We start from the raw sequence: 18,636 nt of genomic DNA, 5'->3' as shown, positions 1-18,636 counted from the left end.
GGTGCCACAAATAATGGCGGAGAACGGGGGATTCGAACCCCCGACACCCTTTTGAGGTGTACTCCCTTAGCAGGGGAGCGCCTTCGGCCACTCGGCCAGCTCTCCGCGAAACGCCGCGTATAGTAACCAGCCTTTCGTCAGTTGCCCATAGAAAATTTAACCTGATCTGCGTTTTGCTCAGAAAAGCTCAAAAAACAGGCGTGCGATCGCTCACCGGGTTCTCGGAGAGAGGCATAAGTGCTGGGGGGGATTGTGCTTTTGACGCGATTCCCTTGAACAAGGGAAAGAAAATGGTGCACCAGGCGGGATTCGAACCCACGACCCCTGCCTTCGGAGGGCAGTACTCTATCCAGCTGAGCTACTGGTGCGACGCGGCGCCATAATACTCATCTGTGTGTCAGTCGTCCATGCCGCTGATTCGTCAGGTGTTTCCTGGCGCATTATGGGCTATTAATGGGGGCCGGGTGATAAAGCGGTAGAATCTGGCAGGTTGTTCTTTTTTTCGAACAGGCTATTGTCCTTTACCCCCTTTGACCCTAGGATTCGTTTGAGATTTCAAACGCTCTTGTCTGAGTGCTGAATCGCACGGCCTGTTATTTGTGCGTCATTTAGATACTTTGGCAGTGAATGACTTCCTGACGGCAGCCTTCTACGGCGCCTTTCTACTTAAATAATTCGCTCCGCGCCTGCGCGGTGCTGTTAAGGAAAGCCCACATGCAGCTCAAAGACGCACAGTTGTTCCGCCAGCAAGCCTATATCGATGGTGCCTGGGTTGATGCCGACGGTGGCCAGATCATCAAGGTCAACAACCCGGCTACCGGTGAAATCATCGGTACAGTGCCAAAAATGGGCGCGGTTGAAACCCGTCGTGCCATTGAAGCCGCTGACAAAGCGTTGCCAGCCTGGCGTGCCCTGACCGCCAAAGAGCGTGCAACCAAGCTACGTCGCTGGTTTGAGCTGCTGATCGAAAACCAGGACGACCTCGGCCGCCTGATGACCCTGGAACAGGGCAAGCCGCTGGCCGAAGCCAAGGGCGAAATCGTCTACGCCGCTTCGTTCATCGAGTGGTTCGCTGAAGAAGCCAAGCGCATCTACGGCGACGTGATCCCGGGCCATCAGCCGGACAAGCGCCTGATCGTGATCAAGCAGCCGATCGGCGTGACCGCTGCCATCACCCCGTGGAACTTCCCGGCTGCCATGATCACCCGTAAAGCCGGCCCGGCCCTGGCCGCCGGTTGCACCATGGTGATCAAGCCAGCTTCGCAAACCCCGTTCTCGGCCCTGGCCCTGGTTGAGCTGGCACACCGTGCCGGTATCCCTAAAGGCGTGTTGAGCGTTGTGACCGGCAGCGCGGGCGACATCGGCGGCGAGCTGACCAGCAACCCGATCGTGCGCAAACTGTCCTTCACCGGCTCGACCGAAATCGGTCGCCAGTTGATGGCTGAGTGCGCCAAGGACATCAAGAAAGTGTCGCTGGAGCTGGGTGGCAACGCACCTTTCATCGTGTTCGACGATGCGGACCTGGATAAGGCCGTCGAAGGCGCGATCATCTCCAAATACCGTAACAACGGTCAGACCTGCGTATGTGCCAACCGCCTGTACATTCAGGACTCGGTCTACGACGCTTTCGCAGAAAAACTGAAAGTGGCGGTGGCCAAGCTCAAGATCGGTAACGGTCTGGACGAAGGCACCACCACTGGCCCGTTGATCGATGACAAGGCCGTGGCCAAGGTCAAGGAACACATTGCCGACGCACTGAGCAAGGGTGCGACCCTGCTGGCCGGCGGCAACAGTCTGGAAGGCAGCTTCTTCGAACCGACCATTCTGGTGAACGTACCGAAAAACGCCGCTGTGGCGAAGGAAGAAACCTTCGGCCCGCTGGCGCCACTGTTCCGTTTCAAGGACGAAGCCGAAGTGATCGCGATGGCTAACGACACCGAGTTCGGCCTGGCATCGTACTTCTATGCCCGCGACCTGAGCCGTGTATTCCGTGTGGCTGAAGCGCTGGAGTACGGCATGGTGGGCGTCAATACCGGCCTGATCTCCAATGAAGTCGCGCCGTTTGGCGGGATCAAGGCGTCGGGCCTGGGCCGTGAAGGCTCCAAGTACGGCATCGAAGACTACCTGGAAATCAAATATCTCTGCCTGGGTATCTAACCCGGCGGGTGGTTCAAGCAGAGGGGGCACGAGAGCGATGCTTCCCCTGCGTTTCAAACTGTTAATTTTTGTGGCCGGGAGCGCCATGCCAGTCGATCATCGCATGCTGGCATGGGTGTCTGCCTGGCGCGTCAGCCTTGAACCACGCCGCTTGATCAGCGGCGAATGAGGAACACCATGAGCAACAAGACCAACGCATCTCTGATGAAACGCCGTGAAGCCGCTGTTCCACGCGGTGTTGGCCAGATCCACCCGATCTTCGCCGAGTCGGCAAAAAACGCGACCGTTACTGACGTTGAAGGCCGCGAGTTCATCGACTTCGCAGGCGGTATCGCGGTACTGAACACCGGCCACCTGCACCCGAAAATCATTGCCGCCGTGCAAGAGCAACTGACCAAGCTGACCCACACCTGTTTCCAGGTACTGGCCTACGAGCCTTACGTCGAGCTGTGCGAAAAGATCAACGCCAAGGTCCCGGGCAATTTCGACAAGAAAACCCTGCTGGTCACCACCGGCTCGGAAGCCGTAGAAAACGCCGTGAAAATCGCCCGTGCTGCAACTGGCCGTGCTGGCGTGATTGCCTTCACCGGCGCGTATCACGGCCGCACCATGATGACCCTGGGCCTGACCGGCAAAGTCGTACCGTACTCGGCAGGCATGGGCCTGATGCCAGGCGGTATCTTCCGCGCGCTGTACCCGTGCGAGCTGCATGGTGTGAGCGTGGATGACTCCATCGCCAGCATCGAACGCATTTTCAAGAACGATGCCGAGCCTAAAGACATCGCTGCGATCATCATCGAGCCGGTACAGGGCGAAGGTGGTTTCTACGTGGCGCCGAAAGCGTTCATGGCCCGCCTGCGCGAGCTGTGTGACAAGCACGGCATCCTGCTGATCGCTGATGAAGTGCAGACCGGCGCTGGCCGTACCGGCACTTTCTTCGCGATGGAACAGATGGGCGTGACTGCCGACCTGACCACCTTCGCCAAATCCATCGCTGGCGGCTTCCCGCTGGCCGGTGTGTGTGGCAAGGCCGAGTACATGGACGCCATCGCTCCAGGCGGCCTGGGCGGCACCTATGCAGGTAGCCCTATTGCTTGCGCAGCAGCGCTGGCGGTACTGGATGTGTTTGAAGAAGAGCACCTGCTGGACCGTTGCAAGGAAGTCGGCGAGCGCCTGGTAACTGGCCTCAAGGCTATCCAGGCCAAGCACCCGGTAATCGGTGATGTGCGTGCGCTGGGCGCGATGATCGCGGTTGAGCTGTTCGAAGGCGGCGACTCGCATAAGCCAAACCCGACGGCAGTGGCCCAAGTGGTGGCCAAGGCGCGCGACAAGGGTTTGATCCTGTTGTCGTGCGGCACTTACGGCAACGTCCTGCGCGTACTGGTACCGCTGACCTCGCCAAACGAGCAGCTGGACAAAGGCCTGGCCATCATCGAAGAGTGCTTCGCCGAACTGGTGTAAGCCCCGCGCTTGACGCTGTGACCTGATACACAAAAAAACCGCTTCGGCGGTTTTTTTGCGTCTGATCCATCTATTTGGGTGTTTTTGCCTGTATCCGCGTGCGCCCTTTGACTAAGGTGCCTGTATCGCACGGGGAGCAAATTGGATGACGGTTGTAGATTTAAGCGCAGCACCCACTGTATTGATTGCCGAGGCAGATCCCTGGACCAGGGACTTGCTCAAACAAGTTGTGCTGACAGTACGTTGCGACGCTCAACTGGATGTCTGTGGCGACGGCCAGCAGGCGCTTGCACAGTTGGGCAAGAAAACCTACGGCCTGGTGATTGCTGATCGTGATTTGCCAGGTGTCGGTGGCCTGGATCTGTTGCGCACCATGCGCCACCGCCGTACGGTTCCAGCGCAGCCATTTATTTTGCTGAGCGCACGCAATGACAGCGCCAGTGTGCGCGAAGCCTTGCCATTGGCGCCAACGGCCTACCTGACCACACCTCTTGACATCGCCGGCCTGACCAAGCGTCTTAAGGGGTTGTTGCTCGCAGCGGGGCAAGAGGTTTCGTGTGATGTGCCGACGCTGGCGCCCGGCATGACCCTGAAGCGTTTTCTGGAGCAGCGTCGCGTGTCTTCAGATGGCGCACCGCTGTTGGTGGATGCGCAATCGGCGCTTAAGGGCAGCCTCACGCCTGAGGGGCTGGACCTCGCACAGCTGGAACAGCAAGTGCGCACCGATCCACAAATTACTGCGGTGCTGATTGCCGCCGCCAACAGCGCGGCACAACACCTTGTGAGCCCGGCCCAGACCCTTGCGCAAGCGATGCAGCGCTTGGGCCCCGGGCAAAGCATGAACCTGGTGCAGGGACTTACCCTCAAGCCGGATGCGCAGTTGAGCGACCCTTGTCTGGCGGACTACGCCGAGCGTTATTGGGCCTTGTCGCTGCGGGCGGCAGACTATGGCCGTACGCTGGCGGGCATGCTGAATCTGGATCAGGAGCGCTGTTACTGCGCCGGATTACTGCACTGCCTGGGTGATCTGGCCTTGTTGCGTTGCCTGCAGGCGTGGCGTCAGGCTGGTGGTGAACTGGATACGCCGGCGATTGATGCTGCTCTGGCCGAGTTTGGCGCAGCCTATGGCTCGGCCTTGCGCACGCGCTGGCGCTTGCCGTTGGAGCTGCGGGAGTTGATAGCGGCGATGTATCACTTGGGTGGCGGGGTGTATTCCCGTGAAGCGCTGGTGATGAACCTGGCGGCGCAAGTGGCCAATCTGGAGTCGCAAGAGGGGATTGCCGAGGTGGCGGGCGGAAAGACGGCGCGCTTGTTGCGGGTGGGCATGTCGCAGCTTTCGCAGTTGATCAAGAGCCCCTTACCCTCTCCCGGAGGGAGAGGGGACTAAAGGCAGAAGCGGATTTTCGTCACATTGAAGATCAGCCCCCTCTCCCTCAGAGAGAGGGGGCTTGCTCTTAAACCGCCGCAGGCCGCAGCGAGTAGGTCTTGAGCTGGTGGGCAAAGTCGCGCAGCGACTGGATCCCGCTGGCTTCTGCCTCGTGTACCCATTCCTTGATCGCCGCGAGCATGTCGTGGCCATTGGTGCTGGTCTTGACCCAGATCTGTTGCAGGGCAAGGCGCTTCTCGTAAATCACTTTCAGCGACTGGCTGTGCTCCAGCATCTTCTCGATCCGCTGGTGATGGCGGTCTTCGAGCAGGCTGGTTTCACGCGACAACAAACGCTTGGCGCGGCGGAACTGATGACGCACCGAGTGATCGACCTTGGCCAGCTCTTGCTGTACCAGCGGCGCAATGACCAGCTTGCGGTACTGGGCCATGATCTGGAAACGGTTGTTGAGGATCGCCATGGCGGTGTCCATGTCCAGGTTGCCTTTGCCTTCTACCCGATGGGCGATAGGCGCAACACGCTGAACCTTGGCCAGACGCAAAAAGCTGAAGACCTTGATCCAGGCCCAACCCAGGTCGAACTCCCACTTCTTGACCGACAGCTTGGCCGAGTTGGGGTAAGTGTGGTGGTTGTTGTGCAGCTCTTCACCGCCAATGATGATGCCCCAAGGCACCAGATTGGTGGCTGCGTCGCGGCACTCGAAGTTGCGATAACCCACAGCATGGCCCAAGCCGTTGACTACGCCTGCAGCCCACACCGGGATCCACATCATCTGGATGGCCCAGATAGTCAGGCCGATGGCGCCGAACAGCAGCAGGTCGATGACCAGCATGATCGCCACACCGAGCATTTTGTAACGCGAATAAAGATTTCGCTCAATCCAGTCTTCAGGGCAGTTTTTGCCGTAAATGCGCAGTGTTTCAGGATTTTGAGCTTCTTCACGATACAGCTCTGCACCTTTTCGCAAAACGGTCGATAACCCTTTGATTACCGGGCTGTGCGGGTCATCGGCGGTTTCGCATTTGGCGTGGTGCTTGCGGTGGATAGCTGTCCACTCGCGGGTGTTCTGCGCGGTGGTGAGCCACAACCAGAAGCGGAAAAAGTGTTTCAGGCCACCATTGAGCTCCAATGAGCGGTGGGCTGAGTAGCGGTGTAGATAAACCGTGACACCGATAATGGTCACGTGGGTCATCAACAGAGTGACTGCCACCAGTTGCCAGGCTGACAAGTCGAGAAAACCGTTGTACCACATAGGCTGTTTGGCCCTCGGGAAGATGAAAAAAACTGCAACACGCATTATCACCATGCAGCCAGATAAAACCAGTCGGCCTTTCAGATAAGAGTGCCCGGATGTTTCTTACACTATAATTCCCACTTTTTTGTAGGTGCATTAACTTTCTTATGTCTGTTTCTTCTCGTGATGCCTTGCGTACGGCCGTGTTATACGGGCTGCTATCGGTTTTCTGGCTGTTTATAACTGATCATTTATTGAACAGTTATTTCGATGATTCAGCGCAATTGGCGCAGTGGCAGCGCATCAATGCCTATGTTTTCGCCCTGTTCAGTGCCGTATTGATTTTTTTCGCCCGTGCCCGGCTGTGCGATTTTTTGGGCATGAGCCCCGGTTTGAAGCGTCAACGTCAGGATCAGGAGCGTTTGCGCCAGGCGGCCGTGGTCTTTGACTGCACCCGTGAAGGGGTGCTGGTCAGCGACCGCCGCGGGGTGATTGTGCATGTGAACCGGGCGCTGGTTGAAATCACCGGCTACCCGGTCGAAGAGGTGCTTGGCCAGCGCCCGAACATGTTCAAGTCGGGCCGTCATGGTCCCGAGTTCTATCAGGCGATTTTCAAATCCCTGGAAGAAAGCGGCGAATGGCACGGCGAAATCTGGAACCGGCGAAAAAGCGGCGAAATTTACCCGCAGTGGCAGACAGTTCGCTCGATTACCGATGACAAGGGCCAGGTCAGCCACTATGTCGCGGTCTTTTCAGATATCTCCGCCATCAAGAACTCCCAGACCGAACTGGCGCGCCTGGTTCACCATGATCCCCTGACAGACCTGCCCAACCGCCTGCTGTTTACCGACCGCACCGAGCAGACGCTGGCTTCTGCGCAACGCCATCAGACCGGCTGTGCGCTGCTGATGATCGATCTGGATCACTTCAAGATTATCAATGACAGCCTGGGCCACAACGTCGGAGACCTGCTGCTCAAGGCGGTGGCCGAGCGTTTGCTCAGGGTGTTTGGCAAAGGCTTTACCGTGGCCCGGCTGGGCGGTGATGAGTTCGCCGTGCTGGTCGACAGCTGTGCGCAAACCAGCCAGGCAGCCGGACTTGCGCAGCAGGTGCTGGAGGTCATGAAAGGCTCGTTCGATGTCGACAAGCATCAACTGTTTATCAGTGCCAGCGTTGGCATCAGCGTGTTCCCCAGCGATGCTCTGAACGCCGAGCAATTGCTGCGCAATGCCGATTCGGCGTTGTTCAAGGCCAAAAGCTCGGGGCGCGAGGGCTATGCCTTGTACACCGAAGAGCTGACGGCCCATGCCCAGTACCGGATTGAAGTGGCCAGCGATCTGCGCCGTGCCCTGGAGCAGCACGAGCTGCGTGTGTACTACCAGCCGGTGCACGACCTTAAAAGCAGCCGCCTGATTGGCGTTGAAGCACTGGTGCGCTGGGAGCATCCGCTGCGGGGGCTGTTGTCGCCGGGCGAGTTCATCCCGATCGCGGAGCGTACCGGGTTGATTGCCGAGATTGACGCCTGGGTGCTGGAGCAAGCCTGTTGGCAGATGGTTCAGTGGCAGGCTGCAGGTGTGGAACTGACGTTTGTGGCGGTGAATATTTCCAGCCGGTTGTTTGCCCGTCCTGAGCTATTTTCGCTGGTTTCAACGGTACTGGCAGACACCGGAATGGATCCAGCCCTGCTGGAGCTTGAAGTGACCGAAAGTGCGGTCATGGACAACTCGCAAGTGGCCCTGGAGCAGATGCATCGTCTGCGTGCGCTGGGTTTGCGCCTGGCCATCGATGATTTCGGTACCGGCTTCTCATCCTTGCTGCGACTCAAACGCTTGCCCGTGCAGAAGCTGAAAATCGATCAGGGATTTGTCGCTGGCTTGCCCGGGGACAATGACGATGTGGCGATCGTGCGTGCGGTTATCGCACTGGGTCAAAGCATGGGCCTGCAGGTGCATGCCGAAGGGATAGAGCAGGTTGAGCAGGCGCAGTTCCTGCTCGACCTTAACTGCAACCTGGGTCAGGGCTACTGGTTCGGACGCCCGATGCCTGCCAAGGATCTGGACTGGCAGCGAGCGCCTGCGATTCGCCCCTGAGCCGAAGGTCAGTCCTTCTCTGGCGGCAGTGTTGGCAGCGCGCGCAGGGCGGCTTCGTACCACTCAGTGTTAAAGGCGCGGTCTTCTTCGAGGATCGCGTCAATCTCCACGGCCAGTACATGGGCCATCATCTGCAAAATATCGTCGCGCTCGTAGCCGACCAGGGTCAGTTTGTTGAACGTGGCCTTGGCGGCAGGCGGGTTGTCGCTTTCAATCTGGTTTTCAATCGCCTGAATCAGGGTGGATTCGGCGAACTCTTCTTCTTCGTTGTCGATATCAGTTGGCTCGCTCATGGGCAGGCTCCTCAAGTAAAGGCGCCCAGTCTAACGGTATTCAGCCTGATGATGCTGCTAGCCAGCCTGACGGCGAAGCTCTATAACAGCTGCAGCCAACCCCAACACGGCCTGGAGGCTTTGTAATGCTCAAGCTTTATGGATTCGCAGTCAGCAACTACTACAACATGGTCAAGCTGGCGCTGCTGGAAAAGGGCGTCCCCTTTGAAGAAGTGCCGTTTTTCGCTGGCAATACCCCTGAGGCTCTGGCCATCAGCCCCCGCGGCAAAGTCCCGGTACTGGGTGTTGCGCAAGGTTTTATCAACGAAACCAGCGTGATCCTGGAGTATATCGAGCAAACCCAAGCGGGCCCCAAGCTGCTGCCTGTGGATCCGTTTGAGCGCGCCCAGGTGCTGGCGCTGGCCAAGGAAATCGAGCTGTATATCGAGCTGCCAGCCCGCGCCTGTTACCCCGAGGCGTTTTTCGGCATGCAAGTGCCCGACGCGATCAAGGAAAAGGCGCGTACCGAGTTGCTCGACGGTATTACTTCATTGGGTCGTCACGGCAAGTTCGCGCCTTATGTGGCGGGCGAGACCCTGAGCGTGGCGGATATCTACTTCGCCTTCAGCGTTGATCTGGCCTGTGCCGTGGCACACAAGGTGTTTGGCCTGGATCTGCTGGCGGACATGCCAGGGGCCAAGGCATTGCTGGAGCGTCTGCAGCAAAATCCGCACGTGCAGAAAATCGCCGCGGACAAAGACGCCGCCATGCCGCAGTTTTTGGCCTGGATCAGCAGCAAGAAATAACCAGTACACAGGGTGTCGCCCCCTATTGTGGGAGCGAGCCTGCTCGCGAAGGTCTCAAGAACATCGCGTTTATCCAGCAAAACGCGGTATCCATAATAACTTTCGCGAGCAGGCTCGCTCCCACAGGGGCGCTGCTTTGAGGTTTAACGGCTGGCCAACAATACCTTGCCGCACACAACGGCCGCTTTCACTTGCGCCGGCGCAGTGCCGCCGATGTGATCACGGGCATTGACCGAACCTTCGAGAGTCAGCACGGCAAACACATCGTCTTCGATCTGATCGCTGAACTGACGCAGTTCTTCGAGGCTCATTTCCGCCAGGTCCTTGCCAGTCTCAACGCCATATTTCACGGCGTGGCCGACTATTTCGTGGCAGTCACGGAACGGCAGGCCACGACGCACCAGGTAGTCGGCCAGGTCGGTCGCGGTGGAGAAACCACGCAGCGCCGCTTCACGCATGATCGCGTGCTTTGGCTTGATCGCCGGGATCATGTCGGCAAAGGCGCGCAGCGAGTCACGCAGGGTGTCGGCAGCGTCGAACAGGGGCTCCTTGTCTTCCTGGTTGTCCTTGTTGTAGGCCAGGGGCTGGCCTTTCATCAGGGTCAGCAGGCCCATCAGCGCACCGAATACACGGCCGCTTTTGCCACGTACCAGTTCCGGTACGTCGGGGTTTTTCTTTTGCGGCATGATCGAGCTGCCGGTGCAGAAGCGGTCGGGCAAGTCGATAAACTGGAATTGCGCGCTGGTCCACAGCACCAGTTCTTCGGAGAAGCGCGACAAATGCATCATCGCGATGCTGGCGGCGGCGCAGAATTCGATGGCGAAGTCGCGATCGGACACGTTATCCAGCGAGTTGCCGCCCACGGCGTCAAAGCCCAGCAGTTGCGCGGTGTATTCGCGGTCGATCGGGTAGGTGGTGCCCGCCAGTGCCGCGCTGCCCAGTGGCATGCGGTTGGTGCGCTTGCGGCAGTCGACCAGGCGTTCGTAATCGCGGCTGAGCATCTCGAACCAGGCCAGCATATGGTGACCAAATGTCACCGGCTGTGCGGTCTGCAGGTGGGTAAAGCCGGGCATGATGGTCTCGGCTTCGCGCTCGGCCTGCTCCAGCAAACCTTTTTGCAGGCGGGTGATTTCAGCCAGGATCACGTCGATTTCGTCACGCAACCACAGGCGGATATCAGTCGCGACCTGGTCATTGCGGCTGCGACCCGTGTGCAGTTTTTTGCCGGTCACGCCGATGCGGTCGGTCAGACGCGCTTCGATGTTCATGTGCACGTCTTCCAGGTCGATGCGCCAGTCAAATGTACCGGCTTCGATTTCGCTCTGGATGGTTTTGAGGCCGTCGATGATGCTGTCGCGCTCGGCATCGGTCAGCACGCCGACCTTGGCCAGCATCGTGGCGTGAGCCACGGAGCCCATGATGTCGTGGCGATAAAGGCGCTGGTCGAAAGTGACGGAGGCGGTGAAACGCGCAACGAAGGCGTCGACGGGTTCACTGAAGCGGCCGCCCCAGGACTGATTGGTCTTGTCGGTGCTCATGGATTCGCTCGTAATCGGCTGAGGGGAGTTACACAAATAGTTACCGCGGATCATAACAGGGTTGCCATTAATGGCGTTGACGCAGCTCGGCAGGTTTTTGTATGAAGTGCTGTATAAATAAATTTCCGAAACGAAATGTATCGTTTGAATACTTTCGCCTTGGCAACCGTCTACAGTTGGTCGTATGGATCAGTCATAGCAGGTCTTTGTAGATTGCCAGACGTATCCGGTATTAAATCGAGCAATCGAGACAGGTGAATATTGCTGTGAGGTTTGCGGCACTTTTTGGCCTTCACGCTAGTCTTAGCGTGGATCGCCGTGACAGTCGTCACATCACCTGTCTACGCTATCCTTGTGCGAGACTCACGCAGGAATACAGCGCTATATGAATGTCCTGATCGTTGATGACGAAACCCTGGCCCGCGAGCATTTGAGCCATTTGCTCAGCACGCTCGGGGGTTATACGTTGCTGGAGCCTGGCGCCACTAATGGCGAAGAGGCACTTACCCTGATCGAAAACCTGAAGCCGGATGTCGTTTTGCTCGATATCCGCCTGCCAGGCCTCGACGGCTTGCAGGTTGCAGCCAAGCTGTGCGAACGCGAGCTACCGCCTGCGGTGGTGTTTTGCGTGGCGCCTGACGAGTTCTGCGTGCAGGCCCTGCAAGACAGCGGAGTCAGTTATGTACTCAAACCGGTCACCGCAGAAGCGCTGAGTGCCGCGCTCAAAGAGGCGCACCGGCCCAATCGCGTCCAGTTGGCCGCACTCACCCGACCTGCTGCGCAAACTGGCAGTGGCCCGCGCAGTCATATCAGTGCCAGAACCCGAAAAGGCATTGAACTGATCCCAATTGACCAGGTGATCTACTTTATCGCTGACCATAAATACGTGACATTGCGTCACGCTGGCGGTGAAGTCCTGCTCGACGAGCCGCTCAAGGCACTTGAAGACGAGTTTGGTGAGCGTTTTGTGCGTATTCACCGTAATGCACTGGTGGCCCGGGACCGCATCGAACGCTTGCAGCGCACGCCGCTGGGGCATTTTCAGTTGTTCCTGCGCGGCCTTAACGGTGATGCATTGATCGTGAGTCGCAGGCACGTGGCGGGCGTACGCAAGATGATGCAGCAGCTGTAATTCGCGCACAAAAAAGCGCGGGGGCGCCGTTTTTGGGCCAGGGAGGCCGAGGACTTTCTGATACAAGTCAAAGCTGTTTTGGCTGAGCTGTTATTATCAGCCGTATCTTTTCAGTACGGATTGATCCATGTCCTCTCGCGAAATCCGCATCGCTACCCGTAAAAGCGCCCTGGCTCTTTGGCAGGCCGAATACGTTAAAGCCCGTTTAGAGCAGGCTCACCCCGGTATTTTGGTGACGCTGGTGCCCATGGTCAGCCGCGGTGACAAGCTGCTGGACTCGCCACTGTCGAAAATCGGCGGCAAGGGTCTGTTCGTCAAGGAGCTGGAAACAGCCCTGCTCGAAAACGAAGCCGATATTGCCGTGCACTCCATGAAAGACGTACCGATGGACTTCCCTGAAGGCCTGGGTCTGTTTTGCATTTGCGAACGCGAAGATCCGCGTGACGCTTTCGTTTCCAACACCTATGCCAGCCTCGACGATTTGCCTCAGGGCAGCATTGTCGGCACGTCGAGCCTGCGCCGTCAGGCCCAGTTACTGACGCGCCGCCCGGACCTGCAAATCCGTTTTCTGCGTGGCAACGTCAACACCCGTCTGGCCAAGCTTGATGCCGGTGAATATGACGCCATTATTCTTGCTGCTGCCGGCCTGATCCGCCTGGGCTTTGAAGATCGCATCACTTCGCCGATCAGTATCGAAGACAGCCTGCCAGCTGGCGGCCAAGGCGCCGTGGGCATCGAGTGCCGCAGCGCAGACAGCGAAATTCATGCCCTGCTGACGCCGTTGCATCACGCCGATACGGCGGTGCGTGTCACTGCCGAACGTGCGCTGAACAAGCATCTCAATGGCGGCTGCCAAGTACCGATTGCCTGTTATGCCGTGCTTGAAGGCGAGCAACTCTGGTTGCGTGGCCTGGTCGGAGAGCCGAGCGGTGGTGTGTTGCTCAGTGCCGACGCGCGTGCGCCGCGTGCGGCCGCCAGCGAGTTGGGTGTGCAGGTGGCCGAGGCGCTGCTGGCCCAGGGCGCTGGCGACATCCTCAAAGCCGTTTATGGTGAGGCAGGTCACGAGTGACAGGCTGGCGCTTGCTGCTGACCCGGCCCGCCGAGGAATCGGCCGCATTGGCCGCTGAGCTGGCGGCTGCCGGGGTGTATAGCAGCAGCTTGCCGTTGCTGGCGATTAGCCCGGTGACCATGACTGACGCTCAGCGTGCGCTGATTGCGGGCCTTGACCGTTATTGCGCCGTGATTGTGGTCAGCAAGCCCGCGGCGCGCCTAGGGCTTGAGCTGGTCAGCCAGTACTGGCCGCAGGCGCCCCGACAGAAGTGGTTTAGCGTCGGCGCCGCGACGGCGCAGATTCTCGCCGACTACGGCCTCGATGTTAGCTACCCTCAACAGGGCGATGACAGTGAAGCGCTGCTGGCGATGCCCGAGTTCAAGTCCGCCGTTGGCGGTAATCGCTCGCGGGTGTTGATCCTGCGCGGGGAGGGTGGCCGCGAGATGCTTGCGGATCGTCTGCGCAGCATCGGCGCACAAGTCGACTACCTTGAACTCTACCGCCGTGAGCTGCCGTCATACCCGCCGGCAACCCTGCCTCGGCGCGTCGAAGTGGAACGCCTGAACGCGCTGGTGGTCAGCAGTGGGCAGGGTTTTGAACATTTACACCAGATGGCAGGTGATACCTGGCCCACGCTTGGATGCCTGCCGTTGTTTGTTCCAAGCCCTCGGGTTGCTGAGATAGCACGCAGCGCCGGGGCGCAAAATGTTGTGGATTGTCGTGGCGCGAGTGCCGCGGCTTTGCTGGCGGCGCTGCGGGAGCACCCCGCACCTGCTTTCTAATGCAAAGGATGGATTCGTGAGCGAAACAGTCTTGTCCAAAGAGCAAGTACAGCCCGCGCCAGAAGCGCCGGCTAAAAAGCCAGAACCTGCACCGCAGGGTCGCGGCAATGGCCTGGCCGTTTTCGCCCTGTTGCTGGGCGCTGCCGGTATTGCCGTCGGCGGCTGGGGGGTGTGGCAGGTGCGTCAACTGCAAGCTGACACCGCGCAGCAACTGAGTGACGTGCCCGCATTGGCCGCGCAAACCCTGTCGATCAAGCAAGGTGAGCAACAACTGCTGACACGCCTTAACCAGTTGCCGTCTGCCGCCGAGCTGGATAATCAGCGCCAGTTGGTTGTGCAATTGCAAGGTGATCAGCAACGCCTGAACCAGCGCCTGGAAACCGTGCTGGGCGAAAGCCGCAAGGACTGGCGCCTGGCTGAGGCCGAGCATTTGCTGCGCCTGGCGACCCTGCGCTTGTCGGCCCTGCAAGACATTACCAGCGCCCAGGCACTGGTGCAGGGCGCCGACGCCATCTTGCGCGAGCAAAACGACCCGGGCTCTTATGCCGCCCGCGAACAACTGGCCAAAAGCCTGACCGCATTGCGTAGTGTGGAGCAGCCGGATCGCACGGGTCTGTTTTTGCAACTGGCCGCCCTGCGTGACCAAGTGGCTCAACTTAGCGCCCTGGCCCCGGCCTATCAGAACCAGGGTGACTCGCTGGCAAGCCTCACCGCTGATGGCGATGGCGCAAGCCGCTGGTCCCAGTGGTGGGATGAGATCTCGCACTACATCCGCATCGACTTCAATGCCGATAAAAATGTGCGTCCGCTGTTGGCGGGTCAAAGCCTGACGCAAGTGCGCCTGGCCCTGAGCCTGGCGCTGGAGCAAGCCCAGTGGGCAGCCCTCAACGGTCAGGAGGCCGTATACACCCGGGCTCTGGAGCAGGCGCAAGATGTGCTCAAGGGCAACTTCAATGCGGATAACCCGCAGAGCAAAAAAATCCTCGAACAAGTGGTTGAGCTCGGCCAGCAGCCGGTCACGGTAAAAACCCCGGACCTGGCAGCCGCCCTGAGTGCGGTGCAGGCTTACCTTGAGCGCCGGCATGTAAGTGCCGACGAGCCGGGTAAAGCGGCTGGCGGCCCGGCGCAGGAGAGTCGCCCATGAAGCGCTTCTATGTGATTGTGTTTTTGTTGATTGCAGCGGCGGCCTGCATCGGCCTGGCAATCGCTGAAGACGCGGGCTATGTGCTGATTGCCTATAAAAATTTCCGCTACGAATCCAGTGTCTGGGCAACGCTCGCGCTGCTGGCTGTGCTTTGGCTGCTGGTGTGGGGAATCAAGCTGCTGGTGGAGCTGGTGACGGCATCTACCGGGCTGGTCAACCCGTGGTCGCGGCGCAACCGCAGCCGTCGGGTACAGATCGCCATCGAGCAAGGCCAGATGGACCTTGCCGAGGGCCGTTGGGCCAGCGCACAGAAGCATCTGGCCCGTGCCGCCGAAGCTGAGCCGCAGCCATTGCTCTACTACCTGGGGGCTGCACGAGCGGCCAACGAGCTGGGGCACTACGAAGAAAGCGATAACTTGCTGGAGCGTGCGCTGGAGCGTCAGCCCCAGGCCGAACTGGCCATTGCCCTGAGCCATGCCCAGTTGCAGGTTGATCGTGCCGACACCGATGGTGCCCTGGTGACCTTGCAAGCCATGCACGAGCGTCATCCGCATAATGTTCAGGTGTTGCGCCAGTTGCAGCGCCTGTATCAGCAGCGGGGCGACTGGACGGCGTTGATTCGCCTGCTGCCAGAGCTGCGCAAGGACAAGGTATTGCCGGCCAGGGAGCTGGCCGAGCTGGAGCGCCGGGCCTGGGGGCAGAATCTGAGCCTGGCGGCCCAGCGTGAAAGCGAAGGCGAGGCGGGGTTGCAGTCACTTCAGCGCGCCTGGCAACAGCTTACCTCGGCCCAGCGCCAGGAACCCGCGCTGGTGCTGGCCTATGCAGAGCAATTACGTCAGCTGGGTGCGCAAACCGAAGCTGAAGAAGTCTTGCGTGGGGCGCTCAAGCGCAGCTACGACAGCCACCTTGTGCGCCTCTATGGCCTGCTGCGCGGTAGTGACCCGATCAAGCAGTTGCAGACCGCCGAAGGCTGGCTCAAGAGCCATCCCGGCGATGCCAGCCTGCTGTTGACCCTGGGGCGCCTGTGCCTGCAAAACAGTCTGTGGGGTAAAGCGCGGGATTATCTTGAAAGCAGCCTCAAGGTGGAGCGCAACCCCGAAACCTGTGCCGAGCTTGCGCGCCTGCTGGCCCAGTTGGGGGATACGGGACGCAGTAATCAACTTTTTCAGGAAGGGCTGAATCTGCTGGATGAACGTTTGCTCGCATCACCCTTGCCAATAGCTGCCACGACCCTGTGAAGACGTCAGCCTGGCCTGTGTTTCGGCACACGTCGGGCTGTCTGCAGTTTTGAGCAAAGGAGGAGTAATCTGTTTTCTCCTACATGATTTATTCTCAAGGCCTAGTGTTCCTGTTGGGATTTCCTTGATTCCTTCGAGAACTATCCGCTTAGGGTCACCTTGAAAGGGCTAATGGCTTTCATCTACCGTAACCTACTGTCTCTTTTGTCATGGAAAAGCCATGTTCTTGGCAGGTTCACGTTTCATTTTCTTTTTAGCCTTTGTAGTAGGCGCCTTGGTAATGGGTAGCACTTTTTATCTGGAGTACGGGCCTGGGCTCAAGCCTTGTTCGTTATGTCAGGTACAGCGCTTTTTTTTGCTGGATTTCTGCCTCGTCAACCTGATGGCTTTTGCCCATGGCCCTAAAGGTTTAGGCATGTGGTGCTACTCCATTGCCTCCATGCTGTTCGCGCTGGGTGGCGCGACGAGTGCCTTGAGGCAGGTATGGCTGCAACAGCTGGCGCCAGATCAATTGATGCTTTGTCAGCCAGAGCTGGCGTGCGTTTGGCGCGACATGTCGCCGAGTGAAATCATTTCGATGATTTATCGCGGCAGTGAAGACTGCACGCATATGTACTGGACCATATTTGACTTGAGTATTCCCGAGTTGAGCTTGCTGGCCTTTATCGGCCTCCTTGTTCTTGCCATATTTCAGATTAGTCGCTCGATTAATAGCGACAAATTACCCCGTGACTGCGACGTGAAGTAGCACTTAGGATTAAACGCTTGTATGAATTTTCTCTCGTGCGTACCTTGAAGCAGTTGGCGAGCGGGCATAATCTGGCCCGCACGTATCACGGAGTTATGCCGCCCCAATGCCCGTGCAATCGTGCAGGTTTTGGTTCACACAGGCCTGGCTGATGTCGGGTGGCATGGGCCCACAAGGGAAGAGAGATCATCATGCTCGAAAGATGCGAGAGTGCTCAGGAACGTTTCAACGGCGTCCACCAGCTGGTTGACCGCTGGTTGCATGAGCGCCGTAAACTTGTGAAGGCTTATGCCGCTCTGCTGGAGCAGCAAAACAACCCTAAGCGCGGGCCTCAAAAAGAGTTTTGCCAACTGTTGGTCGACTACGTGTCCGCAGGCCATTTCGAGATATACGAGCAGCTCAATCAGGAGGCCAAGGCCTTCAATGACGAGCGCGGGCTTGCCCTGGCAGAGACCATCTACCCGCGTATCAACGTGATTACCGAAGCCGCTCTGGCTTTCAACGATCACTGTGACGGTAAGGCCCATCGCCCTGACTGTGACAAGCTGGCAGAAGAAATCAAGGTTTTGGGCGCTTTGCTTGATGAGCGTTTTGAACTTGAAGACTGCCTGATCGAAGTGCTGCACAGCGCGCACAAACAGAAAGAAGCCGCTCAGGCTTAAGCTGCAACCCATTTAGAAAACAGTGCGCAATGGCGCGCTGTTTTTTCATTTCTGGGTGGTTATTTTCGGGTCGCGAACAGTTCGATTTCAAACACCAGTGGCGTATTGGGAGCAATCAGATCTCCTGCACCCTGGGCGCCGTAAGCTTGACTTGAAGGTATCGCCAGCCGCCATTTCGCACCCACCGGCATCTGTACCAATGCACTACGCCAGCCGGCGATTACGCTGCCCAGGCGAAACCATTGTGGCTGGGTGCTGTGGTCGAACACGGTGCCATCGGGCAGTAGACCCACATAGCTCACATACACCGAATCCTGTGGGCCGGGCTTGGCCCCTTTGCCGGGCTTGAGTTCGGTCAGGATGATACCGTCAGCCAGTTCGCGAGCTTGCGGCTGCTGTTTTTCGACCATCAAAAAAACATCTTCCGCGCTCAGGGCAGCGTTGATTCCGGCTTTGCCCTGCCCGGGATCTGTTTGAGCCTGATGCAGTGCCAGAATCTGTTCGATGCGCTCATCAGTCAGGGCCAGAGGTTTGCCTTGGTAGGCGGTGTGCAGGCCCTCGATCAATGCCTGGATCTGCAGCCCGGGGACTTCCTGGCGCAAGCGTTCGCCCAGGCTGGCGCCCATGCTGTAGGCCAGATCCTGGGCATTGTCGGGGGAGGGGGCGGAGGCTGCGTGAGTCAGAGGTGCAAGGCACAACAAGATCCAAAACAAGTAACGCGGCATGGTGGTTCTCCGGCGTGATGTGCGAGGGATTATGCCAGCGCCCGAGCGGCGCCGATGTTTTAATTCGGCGCGCCGGAATGACGTTCGGGCGCTCTTTGAATTTAGCTGGATTGGCGGTTAAAGGTTGATCCAGCACAAGTTTTTCTCCGTCATGCAACGTGTAGCTATCCTTAGTGTCAACATGCCCTAGCGGCGGTAGTTACAGAGGT

16 protein-coding genes, 2 tRNA genes and 1 pseudogene are annotated in these 18,636 nt (G+C 58.6%); 13 read left to right on the top strand and 6 right to left on the bottom strand.

The window, feature by feature from the left end; translation table 11 throughout:
* Positions 1-14: 14 nt before the first annotated feature.
* A tRNA-Ser gene (locus CJU81_RS02385) sits at positions 15-105 on the bottom strand.
* 186 nt (positions 106-291) lie between these two features.
* Positions 292-368 (bottom strand) — tRNA-Arg (locus CJU81_RS02380).
* Between the two features lie 346 nt (positions 369-714).
* Here CJU81_RS02380 and gabD point away from each other — a divergent pair.
* The 3 genes from gabD (at position 715) to CJU81_RS02365 (ending at position 5,005) form a co-directional block, all read left to right on the top strand.
* Entirely contained in the window at positions 715-2,157 is a 1,443-nt protein-coding gene (gene gabD / locus CJU81_RS02375; protein ID WP_095035347.1) for an NADP-dependent succinate-semialdehyde dehydrogenase, read from the top strand.
* 177 nt (positions 2,158-2,334) lie between these two features.
* Complete coding sequence (gene gabT / locus CJU81_RS02370; RefSeq protein ID WP_016782991.1) at positions 2,335-3,618, top strand: 4-aminobutyrate--2-oxoglutarate transaminase; 1,284 nt, start codon at positions 2,335-2,337, stop codon at positions 3,616-3,618.
* Between the two features lie 145 nt (positions 3,619-3,763).
* Positions 3,764-5,005: an HDOD domain-containing protein gene (locus CJU81_RS02365; protein WP_095035346.1), complete on the top strand. Its 1,242-nt coding sequence runs from the start codon at positions 3,764-3,766 to the stop codon at positions 5,003-5,005.
* Between the two features lie 67 nt (positions 5,006-5,072).
* Here CJU81_RS02365 and desA read toward each other — a convergent pair whose 3' ends face one another.
* Positions 5,073-6,257, bottom strand: a complete 1,185-nt coding sequence (gene desA / locus CJU81_RS02360; RefSeq protein WP_176464785.1) for a delta-9 fatty acid desaturase DesA — start codon at positions 6,255-6,257, stop codon at positions 5,073-5,075.
* 149 nt (positions 6,258-6,406) lie between these two features.
* On the opposite strand from desA, the gene dibA reads away from it, so the two are divergent.
* Entirely contained in the window at positions 6,407-8,329 is a 1,923-nt protein-coding gene (dibA, locus tag CJU81_RS02355; protein ID WP_095035344.1) for a phosphodiesterase DibA, read from the top strand.
* An 8-nt stretch (positions 8,330-8,337) separates the two neighbouring features.
* Here dibA and CJU81_RS02350 read toward each other — a convergent pair whose 3' ends face one another.
* Complete coding sequence (locus CJU81_RS02350) at positions 8,338-8,622, bottom strand: hypothetical protein (RefSeq protein ID WP_016782995.1); 285 nt, start codon at positions 8,620-8,622, stop codon at positions 8,338-8,340.
* A gap of 125 nt (positions 8,623-8,747) precedes the next feature.
* Between CJU81_RS02350 and CJU81_RS02345 the strand changes: the two genes are divergently transcribed.
* On the top strand, positions 8,748-9,407 hold the full coding sequence (locus CJU81_RS02345) for a glutathione S-transferase family protein (RefSeq protein ID WP_095027850.1): 660 nt from the start codon (positions 8,748-8,750) through the stop codon (positions 9,405-9,407).
* 143 nt (positions 9,408-9,550) lie between these two features.
* Here the strand turns inward: CJU81_RS02345 and argH are convergent, their stop codons facing one another.
* The gene (argH, locus tag CJU81_RS02340) at positions 9,551-10,945 is read right to left on the bottom strand and encodes an argininosuccinate lyase (RefSeq protein ID WP_095035343.1); all 1,395 of its coding nucleotides are present in this window, start codon (positions 10,943-10,945) and stop codon (positions 9,551-9,553) included.
* A gap of 257 nt (positions 10,946-11,202) precedes the next feature.
* On the opposite strand from argH, the pseudogene CJU81_RS02335 reads away from it, so the two are divergent.
* From CJU81_RS02335 to CJU81_RS02300, 8 genes and pseudogenes are all read left to right on the top strand, one after another.
* Positions 11,203-11,334: pseudogene (locus CJU81_RS02335) on the top strand (sensor histidine kinase); the annotation flags it as partial.
* On the top strand, positions 11,331-12,077 hold the full coding sequence (locus CJU81_RS02330) for a LytR/AlgR family response regulator transcription factor (RefSeq protein ID WP_095035342.1): 747 nt from the start codon (positions 11,331-11,333) through the stop codon (positions 12,075-12,077). The pseudogene CJU81_RS02335 and the gene CJU81_RS02330, both read left to right, overlap by 4 nt.
* Before the next feature lie 127 nt (positions 12,078-12,204).
* Positions 12,205-13,146 (top strand): hydroxymethylbilane synthase, encoded by a 942-nt coding sequence (gene hemC / locus CJU81_RS02325; protein ID WP_095027853.1) that lies wholly within the window; start codon positions 12,205-12,207, stop codon positions 13,144-13,146.
* Complete coding sequence (locus tag CJU81_RS02320; protein ID WP_095035341.1) at positions 13,143-13,910, top strand: uroporphyrinogen-III synthase; 768 nt, start codon at positions 13,143-13,145, stop codon at positions 13,908-13,910. The genes hemC and CJU81_RS02320 overlap by 4 nt, the downstream gene beginning before the upstream one ends.
* Positions 13,911-13,926: 16 nt before the next feature.
* Positions 13,927-15,054: a uroporphyrinogen-III C-methyltransferase gene (locus CJU81_RS02315; protein ID WP_095035340.1), complete on the top strand. Its 1,128-nt coding sequence runs from the start codon at positions 13,927-13,929 to the stop codon at positions 15,052-15,054.
* Entirely contained in the window at positions 15,051-16,292 is a 1,242-nt protein-coding gene (locus CJU81_RS02310) for a heme biosynthesis protein HemY (protein WP_095035339.1), read from the top strand. The genes CJU81_RS02315 and CJU81_RS02310 overlap by 4 nt, the downstream gene beginning before the upstream one ends.
* 220 nt (positions 16,293-16,512) lie before the next feature.
* Positions 16,513-17,040: a disulfide bond formation protein B gene (locus tag CJU81_RS02305; protein ID WP_095035338.1), complete on the top strand. Its 528-nt coding sequence runs from the start codon at positions 16,513-16,515 to the stop codon at positions 17,038-17,040.
* Between the two features lie 191 nt (positions 17,041-17,231).
* On the top strand, positions 17,232-17,702 hold the full coding sequence (locus CJU81_RS02300; protein ID WP_016783003.1) for an Rsd/AlgQ family anti-sigma factor: 471 nt from the start codon (positions 17,232-17,234) through the stop codon (positions 17,700-17,702).
* Positions 17,703-17,761: 59 nt separating this feature from the next.
* Here the strand turns inward: CJU81_RS02300 and CJU81_RS02295 are convergent, their stop codons facing one another.
* Complete coding sequence (locus CJU81_RS02295) at positions 17,762-18,427, bottom strand: FKBP-type peptidyl-prolyl cis-trans isomerase (protein WP_095035337.1); 666 nt, start codon at positions 18,425-18,427, stop codon at positions 17,762-17,764.
* Positions 18,428-18,636 lie beyond the last annotated feature (209 nt).

It is taken from the genome of Pseudomonas fragi (genome assembly GCF_002269505.1).
Taxonomy (GTDB): domain Bacteria; phylum Pseudomonadota; class Gammaproteobacteria; order Pseudomonadales; family Pseudomonadaceae; genus Aquipseudomonas; species Aquipseudomonas fragi_D.
The sequence above is the reverse complement of the archived record's forward strand: the minus strand, read 5'-3'. Positions and strand labels throughout refer to the sequence as shown.